22 protein-coding genes are annotated in these 21,724 nt (G+C 62.7%); 7 read left to right on the forward strand and 15 right to left on the reverse strand.

Going from position 1 to position 21,724, the window contains the following annotated elements; genetic code table 11:
- Nucleotides 1-111 precede the first annotated feature (111 nt).
- Both AC1DWQ_RS09355 and AC1DWQ_RS09360 read right to left on the reverse strand, forming a co-directional pair.
- Nucleotides 112-1,320 carry an acetyl-CoA C-acetyltransferase gene (locus tag AC1DWQ_RS09355; protein ID WP_477669375.1) on the reverse strand — a complete coding sequence of 403 codons (1,209 nt, stop codon included), beginning with the start codon at nucleotides 1,318-1,320 and terminating at the stop codon, nucleotides 112-114.
- Between the two features lie 196 nt (nucleotides 1,321-1,516).
- Nucleotides 1,517-1,921, reverse strand: a complete 405-nt coding sequence (locus AC1DWQ_RS09360) for a GFA family protein (protein WP_477669376.1) — start codon at nucleotides 1,919-1,921, stop codon at nucleotides 1,517-1,519.
- Between the two features lie 60 nt (nucleotides 1,922-1,981).
- Between AC1DWQ_RS09360 and AC1DWQ_RS09365 the strand changes: the two genes are divergently transcribed.
- Complete coding sequence (locus AC1DWQ_RS09365; RefSeq protein ID WP_477669377.1) at nucleotides 1,982-2,497, forward strand: MarR family winged helix-turn-helix transcriptional regulator; 516 nt, start codon at nucleotides 1,982-1,984, stop codon at nucleotides 2,495-2,497.
- Between the two features lie 22 nt (nucleotides 2,498-2,519).
- Here AC1DWQ_RS09365 and AC1DWQ_RS09370 read toward each other — a convergent pair whose 3' ends face one another.
- The 7 genes from AC1DWQ_RS09370 to AC1DWQ_RS09400 all read right to left on the reverse strand — a co-directional run bounded on the left by AC1DWQ_RS09370 (nucleotide 2,520) and on the right by AC1DWQ_RS09400 (nucleotide 10,823).
- On the reverse strand, nucleotides 2,520-2,690 hold the full coding sequence (locus AC1DWQ_RS09370; RefSeq protein ID WP_457280702.1) for a hypothetical protein: 171 nt from the start codon (nucleotides 2,688-2,690) through the stop codon (nucleotides 2,520-2,522).
- A gap of 103 nt (nucleotides 2,691-2,793) precedes the next feature.
- Nucleotides 2,794-3,972, reverse strand: coding sequence for an ROK family protein (locus tag AC1DWQ_RS09375; protein WP_477669378.1), 1,179 nt, complete (start codon nucleotides 3,970-3,972; stop codon nucleotides 2,794-2,796).
- Nucleotides 3,973-3,987: 15 nt separating this feature from the next.
- Nucleotides 3,988-4,767: an ATP-binding cassette domain-containing protein gene (locus AC1DWQ_RS09380; protein WP_477669379.1), complete on the reverse strand. Its 780-nt coding sequence runs from the start codon at nucleotides 4,765-4,767 to the stop codon at nucleotides 3,988-3,990.
- A gap of 146 nt (nucleotides 4,768-4,913) precedes the next feature.
- Nucleotides 4,914-6,044 carry a sugar ABC transporter permease gene (locus tag AC1DWQ_RS09385; protein ID WP_477669620.1) on the reverse strand — a complete coding sequence of 377 codons (1,131 nt, stop codon included), beginning with the start codon at nucleotides 6,042-6,044 and terminating at the stop codon, nucleotides 4,914-4,916.
- 162 nt (nucleotides 6,045-6,206) lie between these two features.
- Nucleotides 6,207-7,223 (reverse strand): D-xylose ABC transporter substrate-binding protein, encoded by a 1,017-nt coding sequence (gene xylF, locus AC1DWQ_RS09390; RefSeq protein ID WP_457280705.1) that lies wholly within the window; start codon nucleotides 7,221-7,223, stop codon nucleotides 6,207-6,209.
- A gap of 290 nt (nucleotides 7,224-7,513) precedes the next feature.
- On the reverse strand, nucleotides 7,514-8,563 hold the full coding sequence (locus AC1DWQ_RS09395) for an Ldh family oxidoreductase (protein ID WP_477669380.1): 1,050 nt from the start codon (nucleotides 8,561-8,563) through the stop codon (nucleotides 7,514-7,516).
- A 301-nt stretch (nucleotides 8,564-8,864) separates the two neighbouring features.
- Nucleotides 8,865-10,823: a PhoX family protein gene (locus tag AC1DWQ_RS09400; RefSeq protein ID WP_477669381.1), complete on the reverse strand. Its 1,959-nt coding sequence runs from the start codon at nucleotides 10,821-10,823 to the stop codon at nucleotides 8,865-8,867.
- 268 nt (nucleotides 10,824-11,091) lie between these two features.
- On the opposite strand from AC1DWQ_RS09400, the gene AC1DWQ_RS09405 reads away from it, so the two are divergent.
- Nucleotides 11,092-11,760 (forward strand): DsbA family oxidoreductase, encoded by a 669-nt coding sequence (locus tag AC1DWQ_RS09405; RefSeq protein ID WP_477669382.1) that lies wholly within the window; start codon nucleotides 11,092-11,094, stop codon nucleotides 11,758-11,760.
- Here the strand turns inward: AC1DWQ_RS09405 and AC1DWQ_RS09410 are convergent.
- Complete coding sequence (locus tag AC1DWQ_RS09410; protein ID WP_477669383.1) at nucleotides 11,757-12,098, reverse strand: MoaF N-terminal domain-containing protein; 342 nt, start codon at nucleotides 12,096-12,098, stop codon at nucleotides 11,757-11,759. The genes AC1DWQ_RS09405 and AC1DWQ_RS09410 overlap by 4 nt on opposite strands.
- Nucleotides 12,099-12,314: 216 nt before the next feature.
- Here AC1DWQ_RS09410 and AC1DWQ_RS09415 point away from each other — a divergent pair, with 216 nt between their 5' ends.
- Nucleotides 12,315-13,043, forward strand: a complete 729-nt coding sequence (locus AC1DWQ_RS09415; RefSeq protein WP_477669384.1) for a glutathione S-transferase — start codon at nucleotides 12,315-12,317, stop codon at nucleotides 13,041-13,043.
- A 334-nt stretch (nucleotides 13,044-13,377) separates the two neighbouring features.
- Nucleotides 13,378-14,343, forward strand: coding sequence for a ferritin-like domain-containing protein (locus AC1DWQ_RS09420; RefSeq protein ID WP_477669385.1), 966 nt, complete (start codon nucleotides 13,378-13,380; stop codon nucleotides 14,341-14,343).
- 120 nt (nucleotides 14,344-14,463) lie between these two features.
- Here the strand turns inward: AC1DWQ_RS09420 and AC1DWQ_RS09425 are convergent, their stop codons facing one another.
- From AC1DWQ_RS09425 to ku, 5 genes are all read right to left on the reverse strand, one after another.
- A complete protein-coding gene (locus AC1DWQ_RS09425) occupies nucleotides 14,464-14,784 on the reverse strand; it encodes a hypothetical protein (RefSeq protein ID WP_457280711.1) in 321 nt (106 codons plus the stop codon).
- The gene (locus tag AC1DWQ_RS09430; protein WP_477669386.1) at nucleotides 14,781-14,954 is read right to left on the reverse strand and encodes a hypothetical protein; all 174 of its coding nucleotides are present in this window, start codon (nucleotides 14,952-14,954) and stop codon (nucleotides 14,781-14,783) included. Before AC1DWQ_RS09430 ends, AC1DWQ_RS09425 begins: the two co-directional genes overlap by 4 nt.
- 93 nt (nucleotides 14,955-15,047) lie before the next feature.
- Entirely contained in the window at nucleotides 15,048-15,320 is a 273-nt protein-coding gene (locus AC1DWQ_RS09435; protein ID WP_477669387.1) for a hypothetical protein, read from the reverse strand.
- A 154-nt stretch (nucleotides 15,321-15,474) separates the two neighbouring features.
- The gene (gene ligD, locus AC1DWQ_RS09440) at nucleotides 15,475-18,150 is read right to left on the reverse strand and encodes a DNA ligase D (protein WP_477669388.1); all 2,676 of its coding nucleotides are present in this window, start codon (nucleotides 18,148-18,150) and stop codon (nucleotides 15,475-15,477) included.
- 27 nt (nucleotides 18,151-18,177) lie between these two features.
- Nucleotides 18,178-19,119 (reverse strand): non-homologous end joining protein Ku, encoded by a 942-nt coding sequence (gene ku / locus AC1DWQ_RS09445; protein WP_477669389.1) that lies wholly within the window; start codon nucleotides 19,117-19,119, stop codon nucleotides 18,178-18,180.
- Between the two features lie 216 nt (nucleotides 19,120-19,335).
- On the opposite strand from ku, the gene AC1DWQ_RS09450 reads away from it, so the two are divergent.
- The 3 genes from AC1DWQ_RS09450 to hmgA all read left to right on the forward strand — a co-directional run bounded on the left by AC1DWQ_RS09450 (nucleotide 19,336) and on the right by hmgA (nucleotide 21,724).
- A complete protein-coding gene (locus AC1DWQ_RS09450) occupies nucleotides 19,336-19,797 on the forward strand; it encodes a CHRD domain-containing protein (RefSeq protein WP_477669390.1) in 462 nt (153 codons plus the stop codon).
- Between the two features lie 103 nt (nucleotides 19,798-19,900).
- Entirely contained in the window at nucleotides 19,901-20,359 is a 459-nt protein-coding gene (locus AC1DWQ_RS09455; RefSeq protein WP_477669391.1) for a MarR family winged helix-turn-helix transcriptional regulator, read from the forward strand.
- A gap of 60 nt (nucleotides 20,360-20,419) precedes the next feature.
- Nucleotides 20,420-21,724, forward strand: a complete 1,305-nt coding sequence (hmgA, locus tag AC1DWQ_RS09460; RefSeq protein ID WP_477669392.1) for a homogentisate 1,2-dioxygenase — start codon at nucleotides 20,420-20,422, stop codon at nucleotides 21,722-21,724.

The raw sequence follows: 21,724 nt of genomic DNA on the forward strand, positions 1-21,724 counted from the left end.
GCTGGGAAAGGAGGGTTTTCACGGAAAACACCGCGGAACCGGCTTTGCCGGGCCGCTGGTGTTGCCCCCTTGAGGGGGAGGCGGCTGCGCAGCAGGCGCTTCGGGGGGGAGTCATATTCTTTCCACGATGGTCGCGATGCCCATGCCGCCACCCACGCACAGCGTGGCCAGGCCGTAGCGCAACTTGCGCCTGTGCAGCTCGTCGACCAGCGTGCCGAGGATCATCGCGCCGGTGGCGCCCAGCGGATGGCCCATGGCAATGGCGCCGCCGTTCACGTTGACCTTGTGGTGCGGCACCTTCATCTCTTTCATGAAGCGCATCACCACGGCGGCAAAAGCCTCGTTGACTTCGAACAGGTCGATCTGCTCCACCGTCATGCCGGCCCTGGCCAGCGCCTTGCGCGTGGCGGGCATGGGGCCGGTCAGCATGATGGTGGGGTCGGCGCCGCTCAGGGCGGCGGCCACGATGCGGGCGCGCGGCTTGAGGCCGTGGATTTTTCCGGCGGCTTCCGAGCCCACCAGCACAGCGGCCGCGCCGTCCACAATGCCCGACGAATTACCGGCGTGGTGCACGTGGTGGATGCGCTCGACCTGCGGATAGCGCTGCAGCGCCACGGCATCAAAGCCCATGCCGCCCAGCTGCTCGAAGGCCGGTTTGAGTGAAGCCAGGCCTTCCAGCGTGGTGTGGGGTTTGATGAATTCGTCTTCGGCCAGAATCGTCTGGCCCAGAAAATCCCTGACTGGTACGACGGAGCTTGCGAAGTGGCCAGCGGCGCGGGCTTGGGCAGCGCGCTGCTGGCTTTCGAGCGCAAAGGCATCCACGTCGGCGCGGCTGAAACCCTCCATCGTGGCGATCAGGTCGGCGCCTATACCTTGCGGCACAAACAGGGTGGCGCTGTTGGTCTCCGGATCTTGCGCCCAGGCGCCGCCGTCGGCGCCAATCGGTACACGGCTCATGCTCTCGACGCCTCCGGCCACCACCAGGTCTTCCCAGCCGGAGCGCACTTTCTGCGCGGCCATGTTCACGGCTTCCAGGCCCGAGGCGCAAAAGCGATTGACCTGAACGCCCGAGGCGCGGAAATCCCAGCCGGCCTTGAGCGCGGCCACCTTGGCAATCACCGCGCCCTGTTCACCCACCGGTGAAACCACGCCCATCACCACGTCGTCGATGGCCGCAGTGTCGAAGCCGCTGCGCCGTTGCAGGTCGGTCAGCACGTCGGCCAGCAGGTTGACGGGCTTGACCTCGTGCAGGCTGCCGTCTTTTTTACCTTTGCCGCGCGGCGTGCGGATGGCGTCGTAGATAAAGGCTTCGATGCTCATGATGGCTTTCCTCGGGAAGGCGGGAACGCAGGGCTGGCGGGGAGGGGCCGTTGAAGTATATGCATTTTGCAAAGCAGTCGCTTTGCATAAATAGACGAACGGAAAGCCGCGTTGCGTTGTAGTGGGCTAAGGCCTGACCTGACCTTCCTCAATTCCTGACCGACATCGTTCAGGGGAGGTGAATGCCCGCGATGAATCAGAGGTGCCGCGTCTCGGCAGGGGTGTTCCACCAGGCGTTGTTGCGCCCGTCCGAATAGTTGACCGGCGCGCTGATAAGTTCAGCCGGCTCGGCGTTGTCCAGCGCGGCGATGTTGATGGATACATAGTCGCCGCCTATCTGCTCCACGTAGCCCCGACCGAAAGGCCGCACGCCGCAGTGCCTGCAAAACAAATGGTGGCCGCTTTTGGTGCCGAACTGGTAGTCGCTCAGTTCGTTCTCGCCGGCCAGAAGCCGAAATGCGTCGGGTTTGATGATGGCGCCCCAGTTGCGGGTTTTGGTGCAGATGGAGCAATTGCAGCGGCCCGTGCCTTTGCTGAGGTCGATGTCGGCTTCAAAACGGACGGCGCCGCAGTGGCAGCTTCCGGTATAGGTCTTTTGCATGGGGCGACTCCTTGACGGTTGCAGGTTGTTGGGAAAATCCGGATATGACAGAATGTTGTCATGTCTGAAAGTATAGTTAAACGACAGCATGCTGTCAAATCGGGAATCGCCAACGAGGGGGTAGAGCGCACCCCGGCCGCCAGTTCCCTGAGCTGGCTGGTGGTGCAGGTGATGCAACTCAACGGCTTGTTGACGGCGGCCGGCGATGCGCTGGCGGCGCCGGCCGGGCAGACTTCGGCGCGCTGGCAGGTGCTGGCCGCAGTGGAAGACGCGCCGCTGTCGGTGGCACAGATCGCACGCGCCATGAACCTGACGCGGCAAAGCGTGCAGCGCGTAGCGGATTTACTGGTGGAAGAGGGGCTCAGTGCTTATGAAAACAATCCGGCCCATGCGCGCGCCAAGCTGCTGCGGCTTACGGCCAAAGGTCGCAAGGCCTTGCAAACCATACAGGCAGGGCAAAAAGTATGGGCCAATGCGTTAGCTGAGGGGATGAATGAGGCCCAGCTACGTGCCGCGAGCGCCGTGCTGGCGCAGTTGCAGCAGGCTTTGATGGTGCAGGAAGCGCCGCGGGAATAGTTGGAGTGCCGGCGCGTGCCGCTTAAGAGGGGTCTTTGCTGCGCGTGCGGCTCACGGCGCTGAAGATTCCAATCCCCAGGAAGATCAGCGCACCTATCCCGATGTACAGATGTGGCACGCCGGCCACCACGGCGCCCCAGATGACACCGGCCAGGAAAATCACGAAACCGATCATGTAAAGCGCAAAAGACATTTTCTTCTCCACGAAATGTTGTGGCCCCACTATGCGTGCCGTGGAGCCGCTGCTTTATCGGGTAGATGCGCTGATGGGTGTCAGCGAGGGCCTACGAATGGTTTCAGGAGGCTGCGGCCAATTCCGCCACCCCGGGCTTGAAGCCCTCCGGGAGGCCATTGCTTACGAGGCGGCCGCGCGGATGCATGGGACGCAGATATTGGTGAAGCACCAGGGCTGCAGCACCTACCGCTGAAGCCAGCAGGCCGTAACGCGCCACGCGCACCACCGGAGCGGTTACGCCGGCATGGGTGGCGTAGTTTTGCAGCGTCTCCTGGGCAACCCGCACCATGTCCGGAAAACGCTGGCAGGATGCGCCGCCCACCACCAGCACGCTGGGGTCGAAAGTGGTCCACAGGTTCTGCAGCAGCACACCCAGGTAGTGTCCCGACCGGTGAGCGTCCGCCAGCTGGCCCAGAGCACCCGAACCGATGAAGGCCTCCGCGCACCCACGCCGTCCGCAGGAGCACGCGGGTCCGTCGAGCTCCAGAATGCTGTGGCCGATCTCGCCGGCCATGCCCCGCATGCCGGTGAACAACCGGTCGTTGAGCACGATGCCCGCGCCCACGCCGACATCGCAGGTCACAAAAATCAGCGAGTCCTTGCCGTCGTTCTCCGAGAATTCGTATTCGCTCAGCGCGGCCGTGTCGGCTTCGTTTTGCACGTGCACCGGTACCGGAGGCAGGCCTGCATGAATCAGTGCCTGAGTGATCTGCGGCAAGAAGTCCACGTTGCGCCAGCCAAGGTTGGGGGCAAAGCGAACCACACCGGTGGTTTCGTCAAACGCGCCGGGCAGGCCTATGCCCACACCTGAAAGTTGCGCGCCGCGCAATACCAGCTGCGCCTGGGCCACTACTGTCAGGTCGGCAATCTGGCTGCAGACGTCTTGCGGCCGGGTGCCGCGCAAAGGTTCTTGCGTTGACCACAGCACTTGCCCCAGCAGGGACACGCTTACCACACGCAAGGTGTCGACTGCCACTTCCACACCAATCAGGCCGCGCGACCGGCAGTCGATTTGCAGGGGCGTGGAGGGCCGCCCCACACCGTTGACGGCGGCCATGCTGATTTCACTGAGCCAGCCTTCATCAATAAGTTCTCGCACCAGCAGGCTGACCGTCGACTTGGTCAACCCGCTATGGTTGGCCAGCTGCGCACGCGAGCGCCCCGGCTGGTTGCGCAGCAAGCGCATCAGCACACTGCGGTTGATGCGTTTGACAAGTTGCTGGTCACCTGTGGTTTTCATGGCCGATGGCATGGTTCAGGCAATGCGTTGCGGCGCCTGTGTTTTCCCTTCCGGCTGCTTGCCGGCGATGATCATGCCGAGAATCTGGTCTTCGTTCAGGTCGGCCGTGCGGTAAGTGCCGATCAGGCGGCCGTTTTTCATCACCGAGAGACGGTCGCTGAGCGAAAAAACATCCTGCATGTCATGCGTGATCAGGAAAATGCCCACGCCTTCGGCCTTGAGCTGGAGCACCAGGTTGGCGACCATGGCGGACTCCTCCGGCCCCAAGGCGGCGCAGGGTTCGTCCATGATCAGGATGCGGGCATTGAAATAAATGGCGCGCGAGATGGCCACCACCTGGCGCTGCCCGCCCGACAGGCGCCGCACCGGGGTGTGGATGTTGGTGAAGTTTTTATTCAGGCGGCCAAACACCTTGCGTGCCTGTGCCTCCATGAAGTAGTCGTCCAGCGTATTCCAGGCCGTCATTTTTTCACGGCCCAGAAACAGGTTGGCCACGGCGTCCAGGTTGTCGGCGAGAGCCAGTGTCTGGTAGATGGTCTCGATGCCCTGGTGTTGTGCATCGGCCGGGGTCCGGAGATTTACTTTCTGCCCCATCACATGGATCTCGCCCGAATCGATCGGGAAAGCTCCGGCCAGCATTTTCATGAGTGTGGATTTGCCGGCGCCGTTGTGGCCCAAGACGGCGACAACTTCGCCTGGGTACAGATTCAGGTTCACGCCGTCCACGGCATGAACGCCGCCAAAAGCCTTGCGGATGTCCTTGAATTCGACCAGAGGTTCGGTAGTGATTTGCATTTCAGTGATCCATTGCGCTGCGCGCCACCCGCGACACATGAAACCGCACGGCAAAGGCCAGGGACACCGCGGAACCGGCTTCGCCGGGCCGCTGGTGTCGCCCCCTTGAGGGGGAGGCGCCGAAGGCGCTTCGGGGGTGTTTCATCCTAGCTTTCCTGTGCCCACTTGCGGTAGAGCACGTCAAATACCACCGCCACAATCAGCACCTGCCCGATGATGATCATGCGTTTTCCGATGGAGACATCCAGCAGCAGCATGCCGCTGTCCAGCGACTGCATGATGAGCGCACCCAGGACCGAGCCGATGATGGTGCCGCTGCCTCCGGCCAGTGCGGTGCCGCCGATCACTGCGGCGGCAATCACGAAGAGCTCCATCCCGGTGCCCAGCGAGTTGGTGCCTGCGTTCAGGCGGGCCACCGACACGATGGCCGCGATGGTGATGAGCACGGCGAGCAGGGCAAACAGCATGAGCGTTACCCGCTTGACCGGTATGCCGACCAGTACCGCGGCGTCGGGGTTGCCGCCCATGGCGTAAACATAGCGGCCAAAACGGGTGCGCTGGGAGATGAATGACATCACCACCGCCACGGCCGCCCAGATCAGCACCGGAATCGGGATGCCCTGGGGGGCGTCCTTGTTGGTGACCAGGTAGCTGTTCATGGTCGCGGCGAACGCGGCCAGCAGGGCCACCGGTGCCGCCACCAGCAGTACATCCACCCACACGGGCTGGTTGGGCATCTCATGGCGCGTGGAGGCACGGCGGCGCAGCAGCATGCGAACCACCAGCACCACACTCACGCAGGCGGTCAGGACCCAGGTGGCGGTCACGCCGATGCCGCCGTCATAGCCGCCGCCGAGTTGCAGAAAAGTCTCGTCGCTGACGGGCTGCGTCTTGCCGTCGGCCACCAGAAAAGCCGCGCCGCGCAAGGACATCAGCCCTCCCAGCGTGACCACAAAAGAAGGGACGCCGAGCATGGCGGTCAGCCATCCCTGGTACACCGACACCACCAGCGCCGCGGCCAGCCCGGCGAGTGACGCCGCCGGCCAGGACCATCCCAGGGTGTACTGAAGATAGGCGATGAGCACGCCGACAAAACCGATCACCGAACCGACCGACAGGTCAATATGCCGGGCCACAATGATCAGCACCATGACAGTGGACACGATGCCCACCACCGCGGTTTGCTGGGCAATGTTGTAGAGATTTTCAGGCGACAGGAAAATGCCGCCCGACAGGACCTGGAATACGCCCGCCAGGACGGCGAGCACGCCCCCCATGAACACCAGCCGCCAGTCGACAGCAGCGTTGCGCAGGAATCGAACGGGAAATTGCATGGTCTTGAGGATGCGGCACTCCCCAAGGCAACCTACAGGCCGGTTGCCTTGCCTGCTTGCGCAGAATGGGGAGCAGGTGGTTGAACGCCTGTATTAAAGCCTGTATTACTTGCAGGCCGCGACGTTGCCCGTGACACCCTTGCAGAGTTCGTCTTTCTTGATCCAGCCAGCCTTCACCACCACGTCGAGGTTGTCGCGGGTAATGGGCACAGGCTTGAGGAACTGGGCCTGCAGGGCGATCTTTTTCTCGCCACCGTTCCAGGAAGTCGCGCCGTCGACTTTTTTGCCGGCACCCAGATTGACAGCGGCGCTGGCCGCCTGTTTACCGAGGTCGCGCGCATCTTTCCATACCGACACGGTCTGGGTGCCCATGGCTACGCGGTTCAAGGCGGCAAAGTCACCGTCCTGGCCGGACACCGGCACGCCCTTGAGGCCCTTGGAACTCAGAGCCGCCACCACACCACCGGCTGTGCCGTCATTGGAAGCCACCACGGCATCGACCTTGCCGCCGTTCTTGGTCAGGATCTGTTCCATGTTTTTCTGGGCGACTTCGGGCTTCCAGCCCTCGGTGTATTCCTCGCCCACGATCTTGATGTCGCCTTTCTTGACGGCAGCGTCAATGATTTCCTGCTGGCCTTCGCGCAGGAAATTTGCATTCGGGTCGGTGGGGGAGCCCTTGATCATCACGTAGTTGCCCTTGGGCTTGGCCTGGAACACCGCGCGGGCCTGCATGCGGCCGACTTCTTTGTTATCGAAGGTGATGTAGAACACGCCGGGAGCCTCGATCAGGCGGTCGTAGGCAATAACCGGCACTTTTTGTTTGGTGGCCTTGTTCACGGCGGGCAGGATGGCGTCCTTGTCCATGGCCAGCACGATCAGGACCTTGGCACCCTTGGCCATCAGGCCGTCAATGTCCGCCAGTTGTTTTTCAGGGGAGCCCGCTGCGTCTGCGCTGATGTACTTGGCGCCCAGTTTTTCAAGTTGCGTCTTGATGGCGGCCTCGTCGGTTTTCCAGCGTTCCTCCTGGAAGTTGGACCAGCTGACGCCGACAGTGACCTGCGCAAATGCGCCGGCAGCGGCCAGGCTGAGTGCCATTGCGGTGAGGGAATTTTTTAGTTTCATGAATGTCTCCGATAGTTCTGCCCAGTCGGGCGTGTAGTTTTGAAAACCCAGCTGAATCCCGGTAATCGTTCCGCTGCAAAACGCAGCACTTCAGAATTAGTTTGAACGACGCACTAATTATGTGGACCTGAAAAATTCCCCGCCTAGGGACAAACCCCGGGTATGCGGGGGGCGCTTTAAATTTTTGATGGTTTCTGTAATACCAAAGGCTGATCAGCAGGCGCAGCAAGCAGAAAATCCGTCAGCGGCAACGGCTGGCCGGATCGGTTTTCCGCTGGAAAGGCTGCGCTTCAGTGGGCGGCAGACGGCTCTGTCACCCCAAGCTTGATGGCCCAGCTTGACAGTGCGGGCAGGATGGAGGGATACAGCTCCACGCCCGATTCCATTTGCCCGGCTGCCAGCGCAATGCCTTTTTCCCCCGGAGTGCGCACGGCAGACCCTGCTTGCGCGGGTCGTGATGCACGGCAGGCATCCGTGACATGGCCAGTCTGGCGCGTGAATGCGTCCAGGCCCGCAAAAGCGCGCGGGTCAATCACCTGCAGGAAGACCGTGGCGCCCCATCCTTCCTTCGGGTCGGCGCGGCCATGACCTGCGAGGCCGCCGGTTAATGCCTCTACCAGCAAGGTGAGGCCATAACCCTTGTGGCCCGAGTCCATGCCACCCAGCGGCAGGATGGTGCCCTTGGGTTCGTCGAACAGCACCGAAGGGTTGTCACTGGCCACGCCGTGACCGTCCATCACCCAGGCAGCAGGCAGCCGCTTGCCTTCCTTGTGCAGCCGGTTGGTCATGCCGTTGGTCGTGGCCGAGGTAGACACATCCATCAGCACCGGAACGCCGTTGGTGGGAATGCCGGCAGAAACCGGATTGGGTGTGAACACCGGGTCCAGGCCGCCAAAGGGGGCAACGCTGGCCGTGTTCGGGTCCGAGCAGGTCAGCAGCATCATCAGGCCCTGATCGGTGGCGCGCTGGAGATAGGCGGCCAGGCAGGCGATGTGGTGGCTGCGGCGAATCACAACAGTGCAGGTGCCCTGGGTGGCGGCACGCTCAGTGGCCAATGCCATCGCTTGCAGAACCAGCCAGGGGCCGGGCAGGCGGCGGCCGTCCCATGTCACGGCGGCCGGATGGTCGGCCAGCACGGCTGGGGTGCCGAGTTTTTCCATCGCGCCAGACTCCAGCTCTGCCAGGTAGCCCGGCAGCAGGGCGAGCCCGTGGGTGTTATGGCCCATCAGGTCGCCCTGGACCAGGATGTCGGCCACGGCGGCGGCCTTGTCGTGCTCCAGCCCGGCGGTGGTCAGCAGGGTTCGGGCGTAGTTGATCAGATCGATCTGGGCGTATCGCATGGATTTGTCTCGGTGCTGTTTCAGTGTTGTCACTGCAGATGCTCTGTTTTTGATAGCCGCTTGCGCCCGTCCTGTATGGGTTAGATGGGCTTTTTATGCACATAACCCAACGCGTCAGGCCACGTCAGGCCGGCCGTCGCTGTCCTGAACATTCTAGGGACGAACACGTAAGGTCGCACATCGCACAACCCGTGCGCGGCATTTCATACGGGGCAAAAAGCGGAAAGCGGGCCATGAGCCCGCTTTCCGCCTGAGGCACCGAAGCCGGTGCCTGTAACCATGTTTATGGCTATGCCGTCAGTCAGCCCAGCTTGATGCTGCTGGGGTCTGCGGTGAGGTAGCCGACAGCCGCGCCGAAGCGGTCCTTGTAGTTCGCGCGCACCAGCGGGTCCAGCGTGGCCTGCACCTTGCCATGCAGCGCCGGAATCCAGTCGCCGGCGTGCTGGAAGTTGCTCATGATGTAGGTCCAGCCGTTGAGGTCGTCCACCACATGCAGGCCGGTGGCTTCGGCGCCCGAAGGCATGGACATCAGGCGCGACAGCTGTTGGGTGTCGACGTTGTAGGCCCAGATGAAGTTGTTGACGTGGGTGCTGCTGTCTTCGCCGATGAAGAGTGTGCGCATTTTTTCGGAGAACTTCAGGTTGTCGGGGTTGGACACCTTGTTGGGGTTGGCCTTGTTGCCCAGTGCATCGCCGGCGATGTCTTCGCCGACCAGCAGGGCCTTGGTGTGCACCGGCATCCATTCGCTGTTGATGGCGGTGCCGGCCAGGTCTTTCTGGCCGCCGTCCAGCTTGTGCACCATCACGCCGCCGGCGATCAGGGCCTTGTCAAGTGCGATGCCGCTGGCCGCGTTCCACCCCTTGCCGGTCTTGACCATGGAGTCCTGCATGTTCTGCAGCGCCGAGTAGGCGACCTTGTCCTTGATGTTGACGGTGGTGCCTTCCATTTTGGAAAAGCCCATGCTGCCGCCCATCAGGTAGGCATAGCGGTGCGTTTCCAGGAAGGCGGCAGCCTTTTCCATGCCGGGCTTGATCTTGATCCAGTTGGCATTGCCGCCGTAGAACACTTTGGTGAAGCTCGCATCACCGGGGTCTGTTTTCGATACCGTCATGATGTCGGCGGGTTTGAGCGTGTCGGCCATTTTTTCGATCTCGGCGCTGGTGGCGTGGCCCAGCTTGACCCAGGAAATCTTCGCTCCCTGATCGGCGGGGTTGACCGAGAAGCCGGTGCCCAGCTTGCCCACATACAGCGTGCCGGAAGACAGGTCTTTTTCGCGGTCGGCCACAAAGACAAAGAGGCCGCTGTTGGTGGCGTCGTCGCCCATCAGCACGGTGCGGTTGTCTGGCATGACCTGCACCAGCTCGTGCGAGATGCGGCCCATGTTGTAGTGCTTTTTGACCGTGCCGGTGCCGTCGGGATGCACGGTGACTTCAGGCAGGTGGCCGTAGTGATAGGGGTTCGCTTTGGTTTCGTCGCCGTAGACGTTCTTGCTGAACTTCCTGAACTGTGCACTTTCGGCGGCAAAAGGTGCGTCGGGCTCGTACTCTTCGCTGGAGAGGTGGGTGTTCCAGGGCGACAGGCTGGCGCCGCAGGTGATCCACAGGCCGTGCGCCCTGGACATGTCGACGTTGTGGTACTTCACCAGGCTGAGCTTGCCGGTGGCCTGGTCCTGGTCCAGCGTCAGCACGGCGATGGGTGAGGGCAGGTTGCCGTAAGCGTCAGCGCCAGCCTGGTCGCGTGTGGTGTATTCAAACTGCACCACGGCGAACACCGCCTTGCCCTTGATACCGGGGACATTGGCGTTGGCGAGACCCAGCAGCGAAGTGCCGTCGGGCGAGTCGGAGAATATCTGGCGTTCCTTGCCCGGCACCGAGCGGTCGATGATGGGCCGGTTGTTGATGTCCACATAGCCGCCGGCAAGGATGGTGCCGCCCTTGCCGTCCGGCACCATGTCGCCGGTGACGAAGAAGGGCTGGTAGGCGAGCTTGTAGCTCTGCGTGCTGTTGTCTTTGAGGCGGACCTGCAGGCTGGAGCCCACAGTGGTGGTGGCCATGGCGGCCGCATCAGCAAGCGTTGGGGCGGCCATGGACGTGAAGCTGGAAGCCATGTAATTGCCCGCTGCGGCAGGGCCGCTTCCGGTGGCGCAGCCCGACAGCAGGGTGCTGGAGGCCAGGGCCCCCAGCGGCAGCATGGGCGCGGTCGCCAGGAATTTCAGGGCCGTGCGGCGGGAGGGAAGGGAGGGGGTGGCCAGGTCGGACATTGTTATGGTTTCCAGTGTTTCAGGTGGAGTGGTCGTGAAGCCGCAGCCCTGGCCGCGCACTCCGGCGGGGCAAGTCGGGCTGCGCTGCGGGAATCTTAGGAAGCTTGTGTGACAGTTTCTTGAAAAGGGCTGCCACAGACGGCCCCAGGCAGGGGCGGCCCCCGCTGATTAACCTCGCGCCCGGTACTTGAATATCCCCGGGCGAACCGCAAGCTGCTTTGCTGCGGGCCAAAATCGGTCTGCCAGAACAGCAACCCTCAAGGCCCCTATGACCACCCAACTCAAAATCGATTTTGTGTCCGACGTTTCCTGCCCCTGGTGCGTGATCGGCCTCAAGTCCCTGGACCAGGCGCTGGAGCGCGTGGGCGACGACATCCAGGCCGAGCTGCACTTTCAGCCCTTTGAGCTCAATCCGAAGATGGCGCCCGAAGGCCAGGAAATCACCGAGCACATCACCGAGAAATACGGCATCACGCCCGCACAGGCCCAGGCCAACCGCGAGAACATCCGCGCGCGCGGCGCGCAGGTCGGCTTCAAGTTCAGCATGGCCGATGAGCCCGGCGGCGGTCGCAGTCGCATCTACAACACCTTTGACGCCCACCGCCTGCTGCATTGGGCCGAGCTGGAAGGGGTGGGCAAGCAAAAGGCGCTGAAGGAACTGCTGTTCAAGCGCTACTTCACCGACGGCCAGAGCCCGGCTTCACACGAGGTGCTGGCGAAAGCGGCTGCCGAAGCGGGCCTGGATGAAGCCCGCGCGCGGGAGGTGCTGGCGTCAGGCGAATATGCGGCAGAGGTGCGCGAGCGTGAGCAGTTCTACCTGACGCAGGGCATTCATTCCGTGCCGGCCGTCATCATCAACGACCGCCATCTGATCTCCGGTGGACAGCCTGCTGAGGTGTTCGAACAGGCCTTGCGGCAGATCGCCGCGGCCGGCTAACGGCTCGCGCCCAGCACTTCAAAAGTGCCCGACTGCTGGACCCAGTCCTTGCCGTTGGATGCAAACCCTGTGGCTGTGCCGGTCTTGAGACTGAGCGCTACCGTGATCGTGTAGCCGCTTTCCGCTGAGAGATAAGACACCACATGCACGTCGTCCGACACTTTCACGGCGGCGCTGGCGCTTTCGTGGTGGTCTTTTGAACCCGGACCGGTGCTGCGCCAGGTCACCCCTCCGTCGCCCGAAAAAATATGCTCAAAGCTAAGGCCCTTCGTCGGGCCGTCCTTGAAGCTCCAGCGCAGGGTCTTGCCGTGCAAGGATTCGTTGAGGGCGGTTGTCATGGAGAGCTCCAAAAGTAGAAGGTAACGTCAGCGCGACTGGATGACCGGTGAAGGCGGGCTCGCTTGCCGACAATGTCAACTTAGCTCCCCTACAGGCGGATATTTGTGGGACGTGGGTCAATTGGGTGTAGGACAAGCGGACGCATTGGCATTTGCCGTGGATTCAAGGCCCGGTTTCACGCAAAATGAAACGCCAAGCACAGGAGTTTCCCATCCATGCCCTACGAGCTTCACTACTGGCCCACCATCCAGGGGCGCGGCGAATTTGTCCGGCTGGCACTGGAGGCCGCAGGCGCTAATTACCTCGACGTGGCGCGTGGCTGCGAGGGCGACGGCCAGGGCATTCCCGCCATGATGCACTTCATGGAGAGTGCGGACGTGCCGCACCCGCCCTTCGCGCCGCCGTTTTTGGTGGACGGAAAAACCATCGTCGGGCAGTCGGCAGCCATCCTGCTTTACCTGGGTCCGCGCCTGGGCCTGGTGGGCAAGAGCGAGGCTCAACGCCTGTGGACGCACCAGCTGCAGCTCACGATTGCCGACGTCGTGGCCGAGGCGCACGACACCCATCATCCGGTAGGAACCGGCCTGTATTACGAAGACCAGAAAAAGGAAGCGCTGCGCCGCGCAAAAGAATTCAGGACGGCGCGCGTGAAGAAATTTCTGGGCTGGTTTGAAACCGTGTTGCAGCGCAACCCGCGCGGCAGCGCGCATCTGGTGGGTGGCCGGCTGAGCTATGCCGACCTTTCCCTGTTCCAGCTGGTGGAAGGGCTGCTGTATGCGTTTCCCAAGGCGGCCCGCCGCGCACTGAAAACCGTGCCGCGCGTTGCGGCTTTGCACGACAGCGTGGCCCAGCACCGGCGCGTGGAAGCCTATCTTGCGAGCGAGCGGCGCATTGCCTTTAACGAAGACGGCATCTTTCGCCGTTACCCGGAGCTCGATGCCTGAGTGGTGGACCGGGTCTTCAGTTGCCGTGCTGTTGCCATCGCCTGCGCACGCCAAAGCCCAGGTCTTCTTCCGTATTGTTGCTCCTGTTTTGATAGCTGCCTGCGCTGTTCCTGAAAGGCCTGCAGGCCGAAATTTCGCAAATTTCTGACGCGATAACCTGACTGGGGGGTGCGCGGCGTTCTCCTACAAAGGAGGCTGTGCTTGCCTGACCGCGCAGTGCATCCCTGGGTTGCACCATCAATCTACCTGCTTGGCAATCATCATCACATCACGATGGTGCGAGCAAACGTCCGGGCAGTTTTTTACAACGCTGCAAGAGACAAAGGAGTACCCCATGGCAAAGGAACAGCACGATCAGAATCTTGATCCCATCAGCAAGGAGCCGGGTGCCCATCCGGTTGGAACCGGTATTGGCGCAGCGGCGGGTGGTGTTGCTGCCGGCGCGGCTGCTGGAACGGTGGCCGGACCGGTGGGAGCGGTAGTGGGCGGCATTGCAGGCGCCGTCGCTGGCGGGCTGGGCGGCAAGGAAGCTGCCGAAGCATTGGACCCGACTGTAGAAGATGCCTACTGGCGCGGCAACTACAACCGTGAAAGCTATTACGAAGACGGGCGGCCCTTTGACGACTATGCGCCGGCCTATCGTCTGGGGCTCTATGGCCGGCAGGAATATACGGGTTCATTTGACGAAACCGAAAGCCGCTTGCGGACCCACTGGGATACGAAGAGAGAGCGTTCCACATTGACCTGGCCGCAGGCCAGGGAAGCGAGCCGCGCGGCATGGACCCGGGTTGAGAGCCTGTACCCGGGTGCTTTTGAAAATGCTGTCGCAACGGGCGAGGCAGGAGTGGACGGCGATGACGAAATCATCGAAAACCTGAACGACCTGCTCGAATCCTGCCGTGACGGGGAGTATGGTTTCCGCGAATGCGCCGAGCACACCAAGGCGCAGGACATCAAGACACTGCTGCTTCGCCATGCCGATGAATGCCGGGCTGCGGGCCTGGAGCTGCAAACCCTGATTCGCCAGCTCGGCGGGAAACCCGACGAAGGCGGCTCGGTCAGCGGTGCATTGCATCGCGGATGGGTTTCCGTGCGGGCCACGCTGAGCGCGTTGAGCGACCAGGCGATGCTCAATGAATGCGAGCGCGGCGAAGACGCCGCGGTGGCACGCTACCGCAAAGCCCTGAAGCGCAATTTCCCCGCCGGGATCAGAGCCGTGGTGGAACGCCAGGCCCAGGGCGCACAGCGCAATCATGACCAGGTGAAGGCCCTGCGTGACGCGCTGAAGACTGCTTCATAACCGCAAGGACTGTCGCTCACACAGGAATCAATTGTTTTTTGTCGGCACTCGAGGCTCGGCAAACCAAGGGGCGGCATTTGTCGCCCCTTTTTTTATTCCTTCATGCCGGGAGTGCCCTCGTTAGTTCTTCAAGCTGCTCGCACAATCCACCTGGGCGTCGAGCTGTACGCCGTTGCGTGAATAGTCAGCATCGGTGACCTTGCAGCCGGAGCGCAGTTCAATCGCCTGCAGCAACGCTGCGCGGCCCGCAGGGGTCGATATCACGCTGCCGCCTTTTGACCCTGGAGCAATGGCTGTCCAGGTGCCGGCTGTCAGCTGGCTGATGAGATAGGTCTGCCCGTCGACGCTAACGGGGTGCGGGGGCGGCTCTGCTGTTGTGCCGGCACATCCGGCCAGGCAAATGGCCGCAAACATGCCGGATGGCCATCCACGGTTTTTCATGAAAGGGGGCCGGACAGGCTGCTTTTGATTGAAACCATGGAAGGTATCGGCGTGGCGACAGTTTCGGCTTTGGGCTCGGGCGCCTTGGGTGGCGCTTTGGGAACCTTGTTGTCGGGGCAGCCGGACAGGAAAAACAAGGTCGCCAGTACAAAGGGCAGGTAGGGTTTCATGGGTGTCTCCAGGTGCGTTCTATGGCGCTGTCTGAATAATAGGACGCAGCCGGCAACAGGGCCAGCCCTTGGGCCGCAAGTCGCGGCGAATGCCTACACCCGGCGCGAAGGTGAGCCCGTCACACCCATGCGCTGCAAGGCCTCGCTCAGGGTGCGTGCCGGCTTTTGGCTGGCGGCCGGGGTTGCGCATTGCTGTTGAGCGGGCCCGTGGGCACTGGGGTGCCGAGCCGCGGGCGGACAGGAGTCAGGCGGTGCGGGCGACCGGTTTTCTGCGTCCGGCAGCGTCTTGCCTCGGAGCTCCGCGGCCATTCGCCGACCTTCAGTCTGCAGGTAAAGCGTCAAATCCATTTCATCGAGCTGCTTCATGGTGAGCATTTCTGGTTCATCCCTTGAATAAGGCCGGGCAAACAGAACTCCTTATCCAGGCGAATCTAGGCTCAAGCCCTTCACCCGCGTGTCAGGCCATCGGCCTTCGGTCTGTAGGAGTGCAACGACAACCCAGGCAGGGCCGCCAAGAGGGCTATTTCGCGGCTGGTGGCGCCTTGAAGCCCACTTGTTTCATGGCGGCGGTGAGCCCGTTGCGTGACGCCTCGTAAGCCTCCCAGGGCTGGTTGCCGATTGCCAGGCGCCCGCCCAGGGTTTGCGCCGTCCAGTGTGCGCCGCCGGTCAGTGAGGCCAGTTCATCCCAATTGACAGGGACGGACACGCCGAGGCCCGGCCGGGTACGCATTGACCACGCTGCGACGGTGGTGGCGCCAAATCCATTGCGCAGGTAATCCGGAAAAATCTTGCCGATGCGGTTTTTAGGGCCGCTCTTGGCGGCAAAGCGCTGGGGAATCACGGCGGCAAGGTGCATCACGATGGCATGCGAAAAATCCTTCACGGTGTCGAAGTCGTATTGCCGCTTGAGCGGCACCACCACGTGCAGGCCTTTGCCCCCGCTGGTTTTCAGGAAGTTCGCGAGCTTCAGTTCGTCGAGAAAGGCGCGCACCAGTTGCGCAGCCTCCTGAACCTGCGGCCAGGCAACGCCTTCACCCGGGTCCAGGTCGAACGTCATGCGGTCGGGCTTGTGGATGGCGCGCGTGGTGGCGTTCCAGGTATGGAACTCGATCACGTTGATCTGCGCGGCCGCCAGCAGGGCGGCTGTGGAGGGAATCTCCAGCAGCGGACCATGGCCGGGGTCCAGCGCGGGGTCCAGCAATTTGATGCCGGGAATTGACGTAGCCTCGGCATGCTTCTGGAAGAACAGCTCACCACCGATGCCCGAGGGCGCGCGCACCAGCGCGGTGGGACGGGCCTTGAGGTGCGGCAGCATCAGCGACGCGACCTGTGCGTAGTGCTCGACCACGTTTTGTTTGGTAAAGCCGGTGCTGCTGTCGATCACCCGGTCAGCATGCGTGACACGCAGGGACTTCAGCGCTGCAGGGGCGGACTTCGCGGTCCTTTTTTCGGGGACGTTCAAGCTACCCCTCGCGTTGGGCTTTTCGGTGGAGGTTTTTTTGGCGGGATTCACGGTGGCGCCTTTCTTGCCGCGCTCCAGGACGGCGGGTTTTTCACGGAGGATGTTCGTTGCGGGTTTGTCGGTGCGCAGGCCCTGGAATACGGAGTGGCGGATATGGCCGCCATGGGTCCATTCGCCAAAGGCCACTTCGGCCAGCAGACGCGGCTTGACCCATTGGCCCTTGACCCCGGCGGGCACCTTGGTAAAAGGACTGCGTTCGGCGTGGATCTTCTGCAGCCGCGCCTTGAGGTCCTTGAGCGTTGCATCGTTAAAGCCGGTGCCGACGTTGCCGGCGTAAAGAAGCCCGCCTTCGCTGTCATGCACGCCCAGCATCAGCGCACCCAGGCCGGCGCGCGAACCCTTGGGTTCGGTGTAACCGCCGATGACGAACTCCTGGCGCAGCTGGGTCTTGAGCTTGATCCAGTCCGGCGAGCGGCGTGACACGTAAGCCGAGTCCACGCGTTTGCCGATCACGCCTTCCAGCCCGACACGCCGGGCCGACTCAAGCAGATCTTGCGGTGCTTCGTCAAACGCATCGCTGAAACGGATGGTGTCCTGCGGATTGCGGGTGACCAGCGCGCAGAGGATTTCACGGCGCTGTGCCAGTGGCAGTTGCCGCAGGTCCAGTCCGTCAAAGTAGGGCAGGTCGAACACGTAAAAAATGATGCGGGCCGTGCTGGCATGGTCAAACGCGTTTTGCAGCGCGCCGAAGTCTGGCACGCCGTGTTCGTTCATCACGACGATTTCGCCATCCACCCAGCCTGAGGAAATTTCCAGCGCGGCCACGGCGTTGGCCAACTTGGGCAGCTTGCTGGTCCAGTCGTTGCCTTTGCGCGTGATGAGGCGAACCGACGGCCCGTCGATGCGGGCCAGCAGGCGGTAGCCGTCATACTTGATCTCGTAGGCCCAGCCTTGCGGGGCGGCCGGAGGGCGTGCGACCAGGGTGGCCAGTTGCGGAGCCAGTGTCTGCGGCAGCTTTGCCGCGACGGCGCCTTCGGGGATGTCAGTAGCGGGTGTGCTTCTGCGTTCCTGTTTGGCAATCTTCCTGGCGGTCTTTCGGGTGGCGGCTGCCTTCTTGACGGCAGCGCCGGCCGAAGCGCCCGCCTTGCCGAAGTTTTCCGCGGTGTCGCGTGGCAGTGGCTTGCCCGAGAGCACGCTGTTGGGCAGGGCCTCGCGTACGTCGAACTCCGTTTCCGGGCGGGCGTAGCCGTCGTGCTCCTTGATCAGCAGCCACGGCTCCTGCTTGGCGTTGCCGCGCCCATGCATTCGCACCAGCGTCCAGCCGCCCTTGAGTTTTTCGCCATGCAGTTCGAATTTGAGTTTTCCATCCTTGAACCCTTTGACAGGGTCCCCATGCGGCGTCCACAGGCCACGGTCCCAGACAATCACGTCGCCCGCGCCGTATTGCTTCGGTGGAATGCTGCCCTCGAAACCTGCATAGGAAATGGGATGGTCTTCCACATGCATGCCCATGCGCTTGACGGACGGATCCAGGCTGGGCCCTTTGGGAACTGCCCAGCTCTTGAGCGTGCCCTGCAGTTCCAGGCGGAAGTCGTAATGCAGGTTGCGTGCGTCGTGTTTCTGGATCACGAAACTCAGCGCCTTGTCTGAGCGCGTGCCGCCTTGCGCCGGCTCGGGTGTGCGCGAAAAATCGCGCTTGGCGCGGTAGGGTTTCAGCAGGTCGCGGGCGCCCATGTCGTCAGCCTGCAGGTAAGCAACGGGCTAGGCGGCGCGCCGTTTGGCGGGAGCATGCGCGCGCGCCCTCGCGGCGGGTTTTTTGCGCGCCGGGCTTTTGGCTGCAGCCTTGCTGGTTTTCGCTGTGGTTTTGTCGGCTGCCCTGGTTTTGGAGGCATCGCCGCCGCCTTTGCGCAGGCTGCGCTGCAACAGCTCCGTCAGGTCAATGATCTTGGCGCCGGAGCGGGCTTCGGGTTCGTCGGATTCTTCCGGCTGCACCACGCTTTCCAGTTTGCCTTCTTTCGCCTTGCGTTTGACCAGCGCCATGATGTCGTCCCTGAAGGAGTCGGAGAACTGCTCCGGGTCCCATTTGCCGGTCATGTCGTCCACCAGCTGTTTGGCCATCGCCAGTTCCTTGTCAGACAGGCCCGCGGCCTTGGCGCCGACAGGCGGCAGGTCCAGTTCTTCCAGCGAGCGGATGTCGGCGCCCCAGCGCAGCAGGTTCAATATCAGTGCCGGGCCTGAAGGCACCAGAACGGCAAGGTGCTGCTTGGTCTGGATGATGACGCGGGCGATGCCCACGCGTTGGGTTTTCAGCAGGGTGTCGCGCAGCAGTGCGTAGACTTTTTGCCCTTTGTTGATGGGGGCGATGTAGTAGGGCCGCTCCAGGTAAACGAAGGGAATCTCCGTGTTGGGCACAAAGCTTTCGATTTCAATGGTCTGGGTGGTCTTTGGGTAGGCGGACTTGATCTCTTCTTCCGACAGCACGATGTACTGGCCGTCTTCGTATTCGACGCCCTTGACGATGTTTTCCCGGGTGATTTCTTTGCCCGTGCGCTTGTTGACGCGCTTGTAACCCACAGGGTCCATGCTGCGCTTGTCCAGCCAGTCGAAGTCAATGCCGCTCTCCGAGGTGGCCGAATGCAGCGCTACGGGGATGTGAACCAGGCCGAAACTGATGGCCCCTTTCCATAAAACGCGCGATGCCATGGTGTGAGTCTTTCTACTGAGGATTGCGGGCTGGCCTGGGGAAGGATGCAGGCCACAACTATCAGGCCAGTCTCCAGCCCGCGCGCAGGCAGGCGTGTCGGTGTGCGATGGGGTACGGGCGTCGTCCGGAACCGACTGTTCGCATGGGGTTTGTCCTACGGGTTTGACCAGCGTGCAGCACGCACAATCGGCTGCAACTTTTCAAGGAGCTGACCCATGCTTTCACGCCGCACCGCCACCCGAGTTTCCCTTGCCGCGATGGCCGTAGCCGCTGCCGCCATCACGGGCTGCGGCGTGATGAACAAGCAATCCCCCCTGGTCGCCTTCACCACACAGCTTCGCGGCGCCAATGAGGTGCCCGCCAATGCCAGCATCGGTAGCGGCTCGGTCGATGCCGTTTTCGATACCAGTACCAACCTGCTGCGCTGGAAAGTCAATTACACCCGTCTGACCGGCCCGGCGACTGCGGGACACTTTCACGGCCCGGCCGCCATTGGCGCCAACGCCGGTGTTGCTTTGGGGTGGGCCAGCCCCCTCCGTACCCCTATGGACGGCAGCGCCACACTGACGGCGGCCCAGGCCGCCGACCTGATGGCGGGCCGCTGGTATGCCAACATCCACACGGCCGCTTATCCCGCAGGGGAAGTGCGTGGCCAGATGACGATGGTGCGTAACTAGGGCCTTCTGAAGAGGCCCCCGGGCCGGCCTTTATAGATGGTTGCGGGCGCAACCGGATCGGTTTATAGTTGCGGGCGCAACCATAAACTTACCCGGTCGCTACATGATCAAGCTCGACAGAACCCTGACCTATCGCCTGCACCTTCTGCACAAGCTGACGGACATTGAAAGCCAGCGTGCTTATCTGGCGGACGCGCGCCTGTCGATGAGTGATGCCCGTTGCCTCACGGCCGTGGGCACCTTCGCGCCGCTGTCGGTGAACGACCTCGCGCAAAAAGCCAATCTGAACAAAGGCCAGGCCAGCCGGGCAGCCCAGTCCCTGGTTGATCAGGGTCTGGTGGTCAAGGCCGCCAGCCCGACGGACGGGCGCGGCGTGGTGCTGACACTCACACCCAAAGGCAAGAAAGCATGGCAGCGCACCATGAACGTGGTGGGGCAGCGCAACCAGGACATTTTTGGTGTGCTGAGCGCGGCCGAGCGCACGCAGCTCAGTGATTTGTTCGACAGGTTGATCGAGAAGGCCAGGGCCGGTGGCGGTGAGCCTGACGATGCCGAAGATTGATGGCATTGAGCCGTTGAACTGAACTTTTCTGAACATTGCAGATTCCCGGGAGAAACATCCATGAGCACCAACACCTTGCATTACCAGTCCGGCTTCGGCAATGAATTTGCCAGCGAGGCCGTTGCCGGCGCGCTGCCGCAAGGGCGCAACAGCCCGCAGCGCGCGCCGCACGATCTGTACACCGAGCTGATTTCCGGCACCGCCTTCACCGCACCGCGCGCCGAGAACCGCCGCACCTGGATGTACCGCCGCCAGCCTTCGGTAATGGCGGGTGGCTACAAGCCGTATGAACAGCCGCAGTGGACGACCGGCGCGGCGGGCGGCTGCGCCGTGCCGCCCGATCCCTTGCGCTGGAATCCATTCGCCATTCCCCCGGAGCCGCTGGATTTTGTGGACGGCATTCGCACTGTGGCCGCCAATGGCGACGCCGAAGCGCAGACGGGCATGGCCGCGCAGGTGTATGTCGCCAATCGTTCCATGTCGCAACGCGCGCTGGTCAATGCCGACGGCGAGATGCTGCTGGTGCCGCAGCAGGGCCGGCTGGTGGTGACGACCGAGCTGGGCATCCTGGATGTCAAGCCCGGGGAAATCGCCGTGGTACCGCGCGGCATGGCCTTCAGCGTGGCCTTGCCCGACGGCGCATCGCGCGGCTATATCTGTGAAAACTACGGTGCGCACTTTCGCCTGCCGGAACTCGGCCCCATCGGCTCCAACGGCCTGGCCAACGCGCGTGACTTCCTGGCACCCACGGCGGCGTTCGACAGCGCGCCTGCACCCAAGGGCGGCTTTGAAATCGTCAAGAAATTCGGCGGCCGCCTGTGGTCGGCCAGGCAAGCCGCCAGCCCCTTCAATGTGGTGGCCTGGCACGGCAACCTGGTGCCTTACAAGTACGACACGGCTCATTTCATGACCATCGGCTCCATCAGTTATGACCATCCGGACCCGTCCATCTTCACCGTGCTGACCTCGCCCTCGGACACGCCGGGCACGGCCAACTGCGACTTCGTGATCTTTCCGCCACGCTGGCTGGTGGCCGAGAACACCTTCCGCCCGCCCTGGTACCACCGCAACCTCATGAGCGAGTTCATGGGCCTGGTCTATGGCCAGTACGACGCCAAGCCCGAAGGCTTCAAGCCCGGCGGCGCGTCGCTGCACAACTGCATGGTGCCGCACGGCCCGGACACCGAAGCCTTCGAGAAAGCCAGCACGGCCCCGCTGGCGCCGCACAAGCTGGACAACACGCTGGCCTTCATGTTTGAAAGCCGCTACCGCTTCATTCCCACGGCCTATGCGATAGAGGGCGGAGCACTGGATGCCGGCTACAGCAGTTGCTGGGCCGGGCTCAAAGACCAGTTCAAGGGCTGA

This window comes from Polaromonas sp. P2_G11, assembly GCF_056403595.1.

Bases quoted from the DNA above. Each gene is read 5' to 3' on its own strand.
- AC1DWQ_RS09355 (WP_477669375.1), bottom strand. From the start codon at position 1,320: ATGAGCATCGAAGCCTTTATCTACGACGCCATCCGCACGCCGCGCGGC.
- AC1DWQ_RS09360 (WP_477669376.1), bottom strand. From the start codon at position 1,921: ATGCAAAAGACCTATACCGGAAGCTGCCACTGCGGCGCCGTCCGTTTT.
- AC1DWQ_RS09365 (WP_477669377.1), top strand. From the start codon at position 1,982: ATGTCTGAAAGTATAGTTAAACGACAGCATGCTGTCAAATCGGGAATC.
- AC1DWQ_RS09370 (WP_457280702.1), bottom strand. From the start codon at position 2,690: ATGTCTTTTGCGCTTTACATGATCGGTTTCGTGATTTTCCTGGCCGGT.
- AC1DWQ_RS09375 (WP_477669378.1), bottom strand. From the start codon at position 3,972: ATGAAAACCACAGGTGACCAGCAACTTGTCAAACGCATCAACCGCAGT.
- AC1DWQ_RS09380 (WP_477669379.1), bottom strand. From the start codon at position 4,767: ATGCAAATCACTACCGAACCTCTGGTCGAATTCAAGGACATCCGCAAG.
- AC1DWQ_RS09385 (WP_477669620.1), bottom strand. From the start codon at position 6,044: ATGGGGGGCGTGCTCGCCGTCCTGGCGGGCGTATTCCAGGTCCTGTCG.
- xylF (WP_457280705.1), bottom strand. From the start codon at position 7,223: ATGAAACTAAAAAATTCCCTCACCGCAATGGCACTCAGCCTGGCCGCT.
- AC1DWQ_RS09395 (WP_477669380.1), bottom strand. From the start codon at position 8,563: ATGCGATACGCCCAGATCGATCTGATCAACTACGCCCGAACCCTGCTG.
- AC1DWQ_RS09400 (WP_477669381.1), bottom strand. From the start codon at position 10,823: ATGTCCGACCTGGCCACCCCCTCCCTTCCCTCCCGCCGCACGGCCCTG.
- AC1DWQ_RS09405 (WP_477669382.1), top strand. From the start codon at position 11,092: ATGACCACCCAACTCAAAATCGATTTTGTGTCCGACGTTTCCTGCCCC.
- AC1DWQ_RS09410 (WP_477669383.1), bottom strand. From the start codon at position 12,098: ATGACAACCGCCCTCAACGAATCCTTGCACGGCAAGACCCTGCGCTGG.
- AC1DWQ_RS09415 (WP_477669384.1), top strand. From the start codon at position 12,315: ATGCCCTACGAGCTTCACTACTGGCCCACCATCCAGGGGCGCGGCGAA.
- AC1DWQ_RS09420 (WP_477669385.1), top strand. From the start codon at position 13,378: ATGGCAAAGGAACAGCACGATCAGAATCTTGATCCCATCAGCAAGGAG.
- AC1DWQ_RS09425 (WP_457280711.1), bottom strand. From the start codon at position 14,784: ATGAAAAACCGTGGATGGCCATCCGGCATGTTTGCGGCCATTTGCCTG.
- AC1DWQ_RS09430 (WP_477669386.1), bottom strand. From the start codon at position 14,954: ATGAAACCCTACCTGCCCTTTGTACTGGCGACCTTGTTTTTCCTGTCC.
- AC1DWQ_RS09435 (WP_477669387.1), bottom strand. From the start codon at position 15,320: ATGAAGCAGCTCGATGAAATGGATTTGACGCTTTACCTGCAGACTGAA.
- ligD (WP_477669388.1), bottom strand. From the start codon at position 18,150: ATGGGCGCCCGCGACCTGCTGAAACCCTACCGCGCCAAGCGCGATTTT.
- ku (WP_477669389.1), bottom strand. From the start codon at position 19,119: ATGGCATCGCGCGTTTTATGGAAAGGGGCCATCAGTTTCGGCCTGGTT.
- AC1DWQ_RS09450 (WP_477669390.1), top strand. From the start codon at position 19,336: ATGCTTTCACGCCGCACCGCCACCCGAGTTTCCCTTGCCGCGATGGCC.
- AC1DWQ_RS09455 (WP_477669391.1), top strand. From the start codon at position 19,901: ATGATCAAGCTCGACAGAACCCTGACCTATCGCCTGCACCTTCTGCAC.
- hmgA (WP_477669392.1), top strand. From the start codon at position 20,420: ATGAGCACCAACACCTTGCATTACCAGTCCGGCTTCGGCAATGAATTT.